Here is an 11,246-nt window from a genome sequence, read left to right on the forward strand (position 1 = left end):
GGGCGCCTGTCCACGACTGATCCGCCGCTCCAGGCGCATGGTCTCCTCGCCCGCAGCGTTGATCCGTCACGTACCGCCGCTTCGCGCCCGGCTCGGCGGTCGTTCGTGACGGATGGACGCCTGACCGCGACTGATCCGCCGCTCGAGGCATGTGGTCTCCTCGCCCGCGGCGTTGATCCGTCGTGTACGGCCGCTTCGCGCTCGGCTCGACGGCCTTCCCTGACGGATCATCGAAGCCAGACGCGGGAGTGGTTCGTCGCTCGGCGAGTGTGCTGTCGCACGAGTCGATCCGTCACGGACGGCCGCTGCGCGCGCGTTGCGGCGGCCGTTCGCGACGGATCGGCGGCAGACCCGGGGTCAGCGCTCGACGAGCGTGATCTCGAACGAGTACAGGTCCGGGCGGTAGCAGTGCTGGCCGTACTCGACCGCGCGGCCCGAGCTGTCGAAGGCCGTGCGCCCCATCGTCAGCACGGCCGCGCCCTTGGGCAGGTCGAGCAGGCGGCTCTCGGAGGCGGTGGCCGAGCGCGCGCCGATCCGCTGCTTCGCGACGCGCATCGTGACTCCGCGTCCGCGCAGCAGCTGGTACAGCCCGTGGCGCGCGAGCGACTCCTCGTCCAGATCGACGAACGCCTCGGGCAGCACGTTGTCGAGGATCGCGAGCGGGACGCCGTCGGCCGAGCGCACGCGCTTGAGGTGCAGGGTCGGGCTGCCGGCCGCGACGCCGAGCGCCTCGGCCGCCTTCTCGTCGGCGCCCTCGACGGACAAGGAGAGGAGCGTCGTCTCGGGCTTCTGCCCCGTGCGCTCGAGGTCCTCGTAGAGGCTGGTCAGCTCGACGTTGCGGGTGACCCGGCCGTGGACGACCTGAGTGCCGATGCCGCGGCGGCGCACGAGCAGGCCCTTGTCGACCAGCTCCTGGATCGCGCGGCGGATCGTGGGCCGCGACAGGCCGAGTCGGGCGCTGAGCGCCACCTCGTTCTCGAGGCGGGCGCCGGCCGGCAGCGTCTCGTCGAGGATCGCCTTCTCGAGCAGGTTCGAGACCTGGTAGTAGAGCGGCACCGGACCGGAGCGGTCGAGCCCGAGGAAGAAGTCGGGGGGCAGCATCTGCTCGTCCTGGGGCATGGGCTCCGCTCTCGCTCGTCGGTGTCCCATCCTGACATATCGGCCGATTGTCGGGTCGCGCGAGCATCAGAAAGACAGTATGTTAGGACATAAGGACGAAGGCGCCCCGCTCTGGTCCTCCTGCCCCGTCGAGAGAGAGCCTCCATGAGCACCGTCCGGACCACCAGCGACACCAGCACCCCGCTCGCCCGGGCGGCGCAGGCGAGTCCGACGAGTCTCTGGAACGACTCGGCGGACCTCTCGGAGCTGACCCGGTCGATCGGGTTCGGCGCCGTCGGCGCGACCTGCAACCCGGTCATCGCCTACACGACCATCCGGAAGAACCTCGACGTCTGGGGCCCGCGCCTGGCCGAGCTGGCCGCCGAGCACCCCACGCTGGGCGAGAGCGCTCTGGGCTGGCTCGCGATCGAGGAGATGTCGGTCCAGGCCGCCGAGCTGCTCCTCCCCGCCTTCCGCGAGAGCGGCGGCCGCAACGGCCGGCTCTCGGTGCAGACCGACCCGCGCCTGCACCGCGACGCCGACGCCCTCGTCGAGCAGGCCGTGCACTTCTCGCACCTCGCCGAGAACATCATCGTGAAGATCCCCGCGACGAAGGTCGGCATCGAGGCCATCGAGAAGGCCACCCGCCGCGGAGTGAGCATCAACGCGACCGTCTCGTTCACCGTCGCCCAGGCGGTCGCCGTGGCCGAGGCGATCGAGCGCGGTCTCGACGCCCGCGCCTCCGACGGCGAGCCCGAGCGCGAGTTCGGCAGCGTCGTCACCATCATGGGCGGGCGCCTGGACGACTGGCTGAAGGCCTCGGCCGCCGCCGACCGCCTGCTCCTCGACCCCGGCTACCTCGAGTGGGGCGGCGTCGCCGCGCTGAAGGAGGCGTACCGGATCTTCCAGGAGCGCGGCTACCGCTCCCGGATCCTGTCGGCCGCGTTCCGCAACCACCTGCAGTGGTCGGAGCTCGTCGGCGGCGACCTCGTGGTCTCGCCGCCCTTCGAGTGGCAGCTGCTCATCAACGAGAACGGCATCGAAGCCGAGCCCGACCGCATCGACGTCCCGGTGCCGCCGCAGATCCTCGCGACGCTGCTCGAGCGCCTCCCCGAGTTCCGCCGCGCCTACCTCGAGGACGGCATGACGATCGACGAGTTCGACTCGTTCGGAGCCACTCGCCGGACCCTCCGCCAGTTCCTGGACGCCGACGCGCAGCTCGACGCGCTCGTGCGGGACATCCTGCTCCCGGTGATCTGAGCCGTCGTGCCGGACCACCAGGACGAGAGCGTCACCTTCCGCTCGCGCCGCTGGGTGCGTCCGGAGGACTTGAACGCGCACGGCAGCCTCTTCGGCGGCAGCCTGCTGCGCTGGATCGACGAGGAGGCCGCGATCTACGCGATCCTCCAGCTCGGCAACCCGCGCGCCGTGACGAAGTACATCTCCGAGATCGACTTCGTCTCCTCCGCCGTGCTGGGCGACCTGATCGAGATGGGCCTGCGCGCCACGTCCTTCGGCCGGACCTCTCTGACGATGCGCGCGGAGGTGCGCAACATGATCACCCGGCGCAGCATCCTCGTCATCGAGCGCCTCGTGTTCGTGAGCCTCGGCGACGACGGCCGGCCCGCTCCGCACGGCTACGACACGATCACCTACGACCGCGACCGGCTGCCGGTGGGTGCCGCGTGACCGGCTGGCGGATCCGCGACCACCACTCCGACGACGTCGACGGCGTGCTGCGCCTTTGGGAGCAGGTGAACGCCTCCGAGGCCAGGCCCGTCTACAACCTCGCCGAGGTGCTGGCGTCGTGCGCGAAGGACCACGCCGTCGTCGCGCTGGTCGACGACCGGGTGGTGGGGGCGGCGGTCGGCCGCGCCGCGCACGCCCAGGGCTGGGTGGTGTTCCTGGCGACGGCTCCCGAGCACCGGGGCCGAGGGATCGGCTCCGCGCTGCTCGCGGCACTTGAGTCGCGGATGGCGCCCGCCGGCATCTCGAAGCTGTCGGCGCTGATGCCCGCGGCCGAGACCCGCGTGGGCGCGTTCCTCCGCCAGGGCTTCGAGGTGGGGCAGAACCTGCACTACTTCGAGCGGCGCGTGCCGGTGCAGGGGGAGGAGCTGCGGCTGCTCGCCGAGCTCGGCGGCCGCGTGCTGCCGCGCGGCCTGTGGGACGCGGTCGGCGGCATGACCGCCGAGAAGGAGCTGCTGGAGCGCCGGTTGGTGATGCCTCTGGCGCGGCCGGGTCTCGCCGAGCGCTACGGAGTCGCCCCGCCGCGCTCCGTGGTCCTCTTCGGCCCGCCCGGCACCGGCAAGACCACCTTCGCGAAGGCCATCGCCTCGCGCCTGGAGTGGTCGTTCGTCGAGGTGTTCCCCTCGCGGCTCGCCGCCGATCCGGCCGGTCTCGCGGGCGGCCTCCGCCAGACCTTCGAGGCGATCGCCGGACTCGAGCGCGCGGTCGTGTTCCTCGACGAGGTCGAGGAGATCGCCTCGCACCGGCAGGGCGAGCCGCCCTCGCCCATGCAGGGCGTGACGAACGAGCTGCTGAAGCTGATCCCCGCCTTCCGCGAGCAGCCCGACCGGCTGCTGATCTGCGCCACGAACTTCATCCGCGCGATCGACTCGGCGTTCCTGCGCCACGGCCGCTTCGACTACGTGATCCCGATCGGCCTGCCCGACGCCGAGGCCCGCCGCGCCATCTGGGCGCGCTACATCCCCGCCGCCGCGGTCGTCGACGTCGACGTGCTCGTCGAGCGCACCGAGGGCTTCTCGCCGGCCGACATCGAGTACGCGGCGCGGAAGGCGTCGCAGACGGCACTGGAGTCGGCGGTCTACTCGGGCGCCGACGACTCCGGCCCGTCGACCGACGACTACGCGGCGGCGATCGCCTCGACCCGGGCGACGGTGTCGCCGCAGGTCGCCGCGGAGTTCCTGGAGGACATCGTCAGCCTCGGACGCGTCTGACGCCGGGCCCTCGGAGGTCGGCGGTCACGCGCCGCGCCGGGTCAGCACGCGCAGGAGTCGTGCCCGTCGCCGCAGTGGCAGCTCGCGGCGCCCGAGTGGCAGCTGCCGTGCGCGGGGACGGGAGCGGGCACGTCGAGGGTCGGGTTCGTGTCGAAGAAGCCGTGCGGCACGAGCGAGAAACCCGTGCTGTCGACGGGCATGATCGGCCAGTCCTCGGTCCGCGGGAAGTGGGTGAGGCCGAACGTGTGCCAGACGACGATGTCCTGACCGTCGATGTCGGCGTCGCGCTCGATCCACCGGTCGATCGTCCCGAAGCCGTCGTTCTGGTTGACGAGCTCGCCCGACGGGTACCGCTCGGTGGGCGAGTACCGCGTGACCCACAGGTCGTGCGTCGTGAAGGCGGCGCGGCGTGCGATCGACGACTCCGGATCAGCGAGGAGGCTCGGCTGCCCCTCCGGCCGGAGGATGTATCCGACCGGCTTGCCCACGACGTTGCGCACCTCGGGGTTCACGATGTGCCAGGCGCGGCCCTTCTTGCCGTCGGCGTCGCGCACTCCGTCCTGCTCGGTCGTCAGCCGGCGCGTCGCCAGGGTGAACCCGTTGCCGTACGGGTTCGCGTCCGAGATCGGCACGCGCTTCGCCTCGAGCTCGTCGACGGCGTTGCGCACGCCGTCGAGCGTCATGTCGAGCCGGGCCGAGAAGAGGTGCTGGTGGTAGGGCGCGCCGATGCCGGGAGCGATCTCGGAGGCCCAGGGGTAGTCGCTGCCGTCGGGCTGCGCTCCTGGATACGCGGAGGCGAACACGACTCCGGTCGCCTTGCACTCCAGTTCGATGCGGCCGTCGAGGTAGAAGTGCCAGTAGAAGCCGTAGTCGTAGTTGCCGACGGTGATGAAGAAGGACACGACCAGGCGACGATTCCGTCGCACGTCGGTCGAGTGGTAGTACTCGTCCGTGTGCTTCCAGAGGATCGAGGCGTCCTCCTCGTGCATGCAGATCGCGTTGCGGATCGTCTGCGGTCGGCCGTCGGTCGCAGCGATCGTGGCGTCGAAGTAGCGGATCTCGCCGAGGCAGTCGCAGCCGAGCGCCAGCGAGTTGGCCGACTTGCCGAGCGAGTACTCGCCCGCGTCGAAGTAGTTCTGCCAGAACCGCACGGGACTCGGATCGCCGTAGGGCACGACCATCTCGGCGATCGACGCCCGGTGCGCGATCGGGCGGTGGCGCTCGCCGTCGGTGAAGCCGATCTCGTGCAGCGTCAGGCCCTCCACCTGGTTGAAGCCGATCCGGAAGCGCCACTTCTCCCACTCGACGACGTCGCCGTCGACCTGGAAGCTCGGCCCCTCGGGCTGGGTGATCACGAGGGGCTTCTGCGTGCGGCGCGGCTCCGGCAGTTCCTCGGGGCGGTGGAAGTTGTAGCGCTCCCGGGGGATGTCGAAGACCGTGTCGTCGATCAGCTTCACCACCTCGCCGGTCACCAGGTCGACGTACGCGACGATCCCGTCGATCGGATGCGCCCACGCGTTGTCGTCGGCGTCGAGCTGGAGGAACGCCAGGCAGCGCACGATCCGCCGACCGTCCTCGCCGGGGAGGCCGAAGCGCCCCGCCGACAGCGCCGAGATGCGCACGAGCGAGACGTCCTCGATGCCGCGCAGGCGCATGCCGGCGACCCAGCCCTCGTGGGCGCGCAGCAGCTCCTCGATCCGGTCGAACTCCTCCAGGACGATCGGCGGCTGACCCTCTTCGGTGACGTCGACGGTGCGCCGGGACTCGAGACGGCTCGCGGTGAGGTCGGTGGTGACCTCCGACACGGTGCCGTCCCTCCGGTCGAGCAGCACGCTGCCCACCCGTCGGGTGGTGGCCGTCCCGTCCAGGACGGAGGACTTCTCGGGCTCGATGAGGTTGACGAGCATGAACGCCGTGGCGTCCTCGTCGAAGCCGTCGGAGAGGACGAGTCGGCGGTTCAGGTCGATCTCATCGGCGGTCAGTCGGTCGAGCGGATGCGTCATGGTGTCTCCGGAAAGGGTGTCGGGCTCAGCGCCCGGCGAACCAGGTGGTCTTGAGGGCGGTGTAGTTGTCGAGGGCGTGCAGCGAGAGGTCGCGCCCGGACCCGGACTGCTTGGTGCCGCCGAAGGGAGTCACGACGTCGAGCGCATCGACGGTGTTGACCGAGACGGTGCCCGCTCGGAGCGCCTTCGAGACGCGGAGCGCCCGGTGGACGCTGTCCGTGAAGACCGAGGCGGCGAGGCCGTAGACGCTGTCGTTGGCGAGGCGGACGGCTTCGTCCTCGTCGTCGAACGCGGCGATCGCCAGCACGGGGCCGAAGATCTCCTCCCGCCACAGGGCGCTGTCGAAGGGGGCGTCGGCGAACACGGTCGGCTCGAGGTGGAAGCCTCCGGATGTTCCGGCCGGCGCGCCTCCTCCGGTGACGAGGCGGGCGACGGAGCGGGCGGCGTCGAGGTGCTCGCGCACGCGAGCGAGCTGCCCCGCGCTGACCAGGGGCCCCATGGCCGTCCCGGGGTCGAGCGGATCGCCGACGCTCATCGCGCGGGCGCGGGCCGCGATGCGGTCCGTGAGGTCGTCGACGATCGAGCGCTGCACCAGGAGGCGGGAGTTCGCGGAGCAGACCTGGCCGCTGCACGTGAAGATCCCGGCGACGGCGGCGTCGGCGACCGCGTCCAGGTCGGCGACGTCGTCGAAGACGAGGTTGGCGCTCTTGCCGCCGCACTCGAGCTGGATCGCCTTCATGTTGGACCGGCTCGAGTACTCGAGGAACTTCTTGCCGATCGCGGTCGATCCGGTGAACGCGATCACGTCGACGTCGTCGTGCAGGCCGAGGGCCTGACCGGCTTCGTGGCCGTAGCCCGGCACCACGTTGAGCACTCCGGCGGGCAGCCCGGCGGCCGTCGCGAGCTCGGCCAGGCGCAGTGCCGACAGCGGAGTCTCCTCGGCGGGCTTCAGCACGACGCTGTTCCCCGCGGCCAGCGCGGGAGCGAGCTTCCAGATCGCCGTCTCGAGGGGGTAGTTCCACGGCACGACCGCGCCGACGACTCCGACCGGCTCACGGGTGACGACGGCGAGATCCGTACCGCCCGTCGGGGCGACCTCTCCGTAGACCTTGTCGACGGCCTCGGCGTACCACTGCAGGATCGCGGCGCTGCCGGGGACGTCGATGCTCGTGGTGTCCGAGATGAGCTTGCCGCCGTCGAGGGAGTCGAGGAGGGCGAGCTCGTCGGACGCGTCGCGGATCGCCTCGGCGACCGCGAGCAGCACGCGCTTGCGCTCGGCCGGAGCGGCTCGCGACCACACGCCGGACTCGAACGAGCGCCGTGCGGCCGTCACCGCCCGGTCGATCTCGGCCGCGCGCCCGCGGGCGACGCGGGCGATCACCGCTCCCGTCGCGGGGTTCACGGTGTCGAACGTCTCCCCGTCGGAGGCGTCGACGAAGGCTCCGTCGATGTAGGCGCGGGTGCGCGGCTCGAGGGTCTCGGCGAGGCGCTGCCAGTCAGCGTGCGTGTGCATGTGCGGTCTCCTGGTCGAGGTCGAGCGGGTCGGGATGCGGCGGGTCGAGGAGGGCGTCGACGATCGTCTGCGCCAGGAGCAGCGCTCCGTCGAGCGCGGCGCGGTCGCCCGCCGGACGGACCGTCGCCTCCGCGAACTCCGCCTGATGGTTCACGGCGGGAGCGGAGTCGATGCCGAGGTAGGGGTGCAGGGCGCGGATCCTGCGCGACACGTTCCCCATGTCGGTCGAGGCGGTGTTCATCCCGGGTGGACGCGTCTCGTCGGCGTCCATGTCGCGGCCGATCGCGGCGGCGTTCGCGGCGAAGGCGGCGGCGAGGGCGTCGTCGGTGCGGAACTCCGAGTAGCGGGGGCTCGTCTCGCGGATGTCGATCGTGCAGCCGGTGGCGAGGGCGCCGGCCTCGAAGCAGGCGGTGACCCGGCCGAACGCGGTCTCCAGCTCCTCGAGCGTCGCCGCGCGGACGTACCAGCTGCCCAGCGAGGAGCCGGGGACCGCGTTGGGGGCCGTGCCCGCTTCACGGACGACGCCGTGCACGCGGACTGCCGACGGGAGATGCTGGCGGAGCAGCCCGATCGCGACCTGCGCGACGGTGAAGGCGTCCGCCGCGTTGATCCCCAGCGTCGGGTAGGCCGACGCGTGCGAGGCGCGTCCCGTGTACTCCACGTCGAAGTGCGCGACGGCGAGCGGCCGCGCGAAGAGCGCGTCGGCCGGGCCGGGGTGGATCATCATCGCGAGTTCGACGTCGTCGAACACTCCCGCCTCGAGCAGGTGGATCTTGCCGCCGCCGCCCTCCTCCGCAGGCGTGCCGATCACCTGCACGACGGCGTCGAGCGCTCCCGCCAGGGGGACGAGCGCCGCGGCCGCGCCGACCGCAGCCGCAGCGATGATGTTGTGGCCGCACGCGTGGCCGAGCCCCGCGAGCGCGTCGTACTCGGCGACGACCGCGACGGTGCGCGCACCGCTGCCGGCCGAGGCCACGAACGCGGTCTCGAGTCCTCCCGCGCCGCGGGTGACGGTCATTCCGAGGCGCTCCAGCTCGTCCGCGAGCAGAGCGGCGGAGGCGTGCTCGTTCCACGCCGTCTCGGGGGCGGCGTGGAGCGCGCGGCTCACTGCGATGATCCCGTCGCGGCGGTCCCGGATCGTCGCGGCGACCCGTCCCTTGAGGCCGGCCGCCCGGGCCGCCGGGTCACTCATCGCCGGGGACGCCGTACGAGGGCGCCGCGCCGGGGGAGAGCGCGCGGGTCAGATAGGCGTCCTTCTGCGGCAGCCACAGCTCGAGGAGGCGGCGGAGCTCGCTCACGGGGTCGTCGTGATCGTCGACCCGGAGATCCGTGACCCGCCACGAGGCCTGCTCGACGACCGACAGGCCCGCGGAGCGGAGCGGACCCGCCTCGCCGCCGGCGGCGGCGGCCGCCTCGAGAGCGGCGAGCAGCCGCTCCTCGAGGGCGCCGGCCGCCACCGAGTAGCCGTCGACCATCGCGTCGAGCACGCCGTCGTTGTCGAGCAGGTTGCCGGCGGCGACGCACCCGTCGCCGACGGACTCGCCGTGGACACCGAGGGCCTGGGATCCGGAGTGGACGGCGACGCGGCCGCCCGCATCGACGACGGTCACCTGCCGGTAGTCGGCGTACCCGTCGGTCGCCAGCGCCGCCGCGATCGCGTCGGCTGCGCTCGCGCCGCTCTGGAGGGCGTCGAGCGCGAGCGCCCCGAGCGCCGGGTTGGTGACGTTCTGCGAGGCCACCGCACCGACTCCGGCACGCAGATGCGCGCACCGCGAGGCGACCGCGGGACTCGACGACGAGATCACGACGCCGAAGGCGCCGTCGGCGCCGGCGACGAGCGAGAGCGTCACAGGATCACCTCGGCGTCGTCGGCGGGATCGCTGATCACCGCGGTGGCGTCGATCTCGACCAGCCACTCGGGTCGGGCGAGGGCGTCGACCACGAGACCGGTCGAGACGGGGTGGACCCCCTTCAGCCACCGCCCCATCACCCGGTACACCGGTTCTCGGTAGCGGATGTCGGTGAGGTAGACCACGACCTTCACGACGTCCTCGAGGCGGGAGCCCGCCTCCCGGAGTAGCAGGTCGATGTTCGCCATCGCCTTCTCGGCCTGGGCCTCGACGTCGCCGATCCCGACACTCTCGCGGGTGTCGAGGTCCTGCCCGATCTGACCCCGCAGGTAGACGACTCCGCCCGCGACGACGGCCTGGCAGAGGTCGTTGTCGAGGGACTGCTCGGGATAGGTGGCCTTGGTGTTGAAGGGGCGGATGCGGGTGTGCGCGGTCATCGGGAGGCCTCCAGTGCCAGGGGTGCGAGCGGTTCGGCGGTCACCGAGGGCCGGTACGAGGCGTAGGTGCGCTGGATCGCGATGTGATCCGCGACGTGCTTCGCATCGTGCCAGACGCCCCAGATGAAGCTCGACCCGCGCCGCGACTGCCAGGGCAGGCCGAGGAAGTAGACGCCGGTCTCGGGGGAGACGCCGCGCCGATGGCGGGGCCGCCCGTCCTCGTCCAGCGCGCCCTCCGGCAGCCAGCCGTAGTCGGACGTGAAGCCGGTCGCCCAGACGATCGACGTCACTCCCGCTCCGGCGAGATCCAGCTCGCGGATCGGGTCGGTGAGGCAGGCGGGATCGGGGTCGAGCACCCGGGCCTCGGGCTCCTCGGGGAGGTCGAGGCCGTGCCGCTCGATGTAGGCGTCGGCCTCGTCGAGGACGCTGAGGAAGTTCGCGTCCCCGGCGGCGATGTTGCGGGCGAGGTCGTCGCCGAAGCCGACGACACCGTCCTCGTAGGTGTTCGCGCGGCCCACCAGGACGACACCCTCGGCGGCCAGCCGCCGGAAGTCGACCGTGCGTCCGCCGTCGGCGCCGCTGACGGCGATGGTGACGTGCGCGGCACCGTGGGGAGGAGTCGCGGCGTCCCACTTGTCGAGCACGCCCAGCCACCAGACGAAGTCGCGCCCGCGGTAGCTGCGCGGCGGACGGTCGTGCGGACCGACGGCGAGGTGGACCCGGCGCCCGGCGCGCTGGAGCTCCGCGGCGATCTGCACTCCGGACGAGCCGGCTCCGACGACGAGCACCGCGCCGGAGGGGAGCTGCTGCGGGTTCCGGTAGCTGGACGAGTGGATCTGGGTCACACCCGCATCGGCCGGGACCAGCGCGGGGATCACGGGGTTCTGGAACGCCCCGGTCGCGGCGACCACGTACCGGGCCCGGTACCGGCCGTCGGTCGTCTCGACGTCGAAACCGGCGGCTCCCGGCACCCGGCGCACCGCCGTGACCTCCACGCCGCAGCGCACCGGACCGCCGAACCGTGCCGCGTAGGTGCTCATGTACTCCGCGACCTGATCCTTCGTCGCGAATCCGTCCGGATCCACGTCGGGGAACTCCATCCCCGGGAAGCGGTCGTGCCAGACGGGTCCGTTCGTGACCAGCGAGTCCCACCGCTCCGACCGCCACCGTTCGGCGACGCGGCCGCGCTCGAGCACGACGTGGCGGATCCCGGACCGGGTCAGGTGCTCGCTCATGGCGACCCCCGCCTGACCGGCGCCGACGACGATCACCTCCGTGTCGCGGAGGTCGGGAGGGGTGGGGGAGGGAGAGGACGCCATGGGTGACTGCGCGGCTTTCGATCGGGGGAGGGAGACAACACGAGTCTGTGAAGCGTCGGGCGGCGGAGC

10 protein-coding genes are annotated in these 11,246 nt (G+C 72.0%); 3 read left to right on the forward strand and 7 right to left on the reverse strand.

Features of this window, described 5'->3' with window-relative positions:
* Positions 1–357: 357 nt before the first annotated feature.
* Entirely contained in the window at positions 358–1,119 is a 762-nt protein-coding gene (locus B0T42_RS00845) for a GntR family transcriptional regulator (protein ID WP_077221556.1), read from the reverse strand.
* A 144-nt stretch (positions 1,120–1,263) separates the two neighbouring features.
* Between B0T42_RS00845 and B0T42_RS00850 the strand changes: the two genes are divergently transcribed.
* From B0T42_RS00850 to B0T42_RS00860, 3 genes are read left to right on the forward strand one after another with little or no spacing between them, the layout of a single operon-like run.
* Positions 1,264–2,358 (forward strand): transaldolase family protein, encoded by a 1,095-nt coding sequence (locus tag B0T42_RS00850; RefSeq protein WP_077221557.1) that lies wholly within the window; start codon positions 1,264–1,266, stop codon positions 2,356–2,358.
* 6 nt (positions 2,359–2,364) lie between these two features.
* Entirely contained in the window at positions 2,365–2,787 is a 423-nt protein-coding gene (locus B0T42_RS00855; protein ID WP_077221558.1) for an acyl-CoA thioesterase, read from the forward strand.
* Complete coding sequence (locus B0T42_RS00860; protein WP_077221559.1) at positions 2,784–4,055, forward strand: ATP-binding protein; 1,272 nt, start codon at positions 2,784–2,786, stop codon at positions 4,053–4,055. The genes B0T42_RS00855 and B0T42_RS00860 overlap by 4 nt, the downstream gene beginning before the upstream one ends.
* A 41-nt stretch (positions 4,056–4,096) precedes the next feature.
* Here the strand turns inward: B0T42_RS00860 and B0T42_RS00865 are convergent, their stop codons facing one another.
* From B0T42_RS00865 to B0T42_RS00890, 6 genes are read right to left on the reverse strand one after another with little or no spacing between them, the layout of a single operon-like run.
* The gene (locus B0T42_RS00865; RefSeq protein ID WP_077221560.1) at positions 4,097–6,058 is read right to left on the reverse strand and encodes a primary-amine oxidase; all 1,962 of its coding nucleotides are present in this window, start codon (positions 6,056–6,058) and stop codon (positions 4,097–4,099) included.
* Positions 6,059–6,083: 25 nt separating this feature from the next.
* The gene (locus B0T42_RS00870; RefSeq protein ID WP_077221561.1) at positions 6,084–7,571 is read right to left on the reverse strand and encodes an aldehyde dehydrogenase family protein; all 1,488 of its coding nucleotides are present in this window, start codon (positions 7,569–7,571) and stop codon (positions 6,084–6,086) included.
* Positions 7,555–8,763: an amidohydrolase gene (locus tag B0T42_RS00875; protein ID WP_077221562.1), complete on the reverse strand. Its 1,209-nt coding sequence runs from the start codon at positions 8,761–8,763 to the stop codon at positions 7,555–7,557. The genes B0T42_RS00870 and B0T42_RS00875 overlap by 17 nt, the downstream gene beginning before the upstream one ends.
* A complete protein-coding gene (locus B0T42_RS00880) occupies positions 8,756–9,421 on the reverse strand; it encodes a DUF1028 domain-containing protein (protein WP_077221563.1) in 666 nt (221 codons plus the stop codon). Before B0T42_RS00880 ends, B0T42_RS00875 begins: the two co-directional genes overlap by 8 nt.
* Positions 9,418–9,858 (reverse strand): RidA family protein, encoded by a 441-nt coding sequence (locus tag B0T42_RS00885; RefSeq protein WP_077221564.1) that lies wholly within the window; start codon positions 9,856–9,858, stop codon positions 9,418–9,420. Before B0T42_RS00885 ends, B0T42_RS00880 begins: the two co-directional genes overlap by 4 nt.
* Entirely contained in the window at positions 9,855–11,177 is a 1,323-nt protein-coding gene (locus B0T42_RS00890; RefSeq protein WP_077221565.1) for a flavin-containing monooxygenase, read from the reverse strand. The genes B0T42_RS00885 and B0T42_RS00890 overlap by 4 nt, the downstream gene beginning before the upstream one ends.
* Between the last annotated feature and the right edge of the window lie 69 nt (positions 11,178–11,246).

This window comes from Rathayibacter rhapontici, from assembly GCF_001995175.1.
GTDB lineage: Bacteria > Actinomycetota > Actinomycetes > Actinomycetales > Microbacteriaceae > Rathayibacter.

What these genes read in the sequence shown, in the direction of transcription:
- B0T42_RS00890 (WP_077221565.1), bottom strand. Translation starts at nt 11,177, where the DNA reads ATGGCGTCCTCTCCCTCCCCCACCCCTCCCGACCTCCGCGACACGGAG.
- B0T42_RS00850 (WP_077221557.1), top strand. Translation starts at nt 1,264, where the DNA reads ATGAGCACCGTCCGGACCACCAGCGACACCAGCACCCCGCTCGCCCGG.
- B0T42_RS00845 (WP_077221556.1), bottom strand. Translation starts at nt 1,119, where the DNA reads ATGCCCCAGGACGAGCAGATGCTGCCCCCCGACTTCTTCCTCGGGCTC.
- B0T42_RS00865 (WP_077221560.1), bottom strand. Translation starts at nt 6,058, where the DNA reads ATGACGCATCCGCTCGACCGACTGACCGCCGATGAGATCGACCTGAAC.
- B0T42_RS00870 (WP_077221561.1), bottom strand. Translation starts at nt 7,571, where the DNA reads ATGCACACGCACGCTGACTGGCAGCGCCTCGCCGAGACCCTCGAGCCG.
- B0T42_RS00885 (WP_077221564.1), bottom strand. Translation starts at nt 9,858, where the DNA reads ATGACCGCGCACACCCGCATCCGCCCCTTCAACACCAAGGCCACCTAT.
- B0T42_RS00875 (WP_077221562.1), bottom strand. Translation starts at nt 8,763, where the DNA reads ATGAGTGACCCGGCGGCCCGGGCGGCCGGCCTCAAGGGACGGGTCGCC.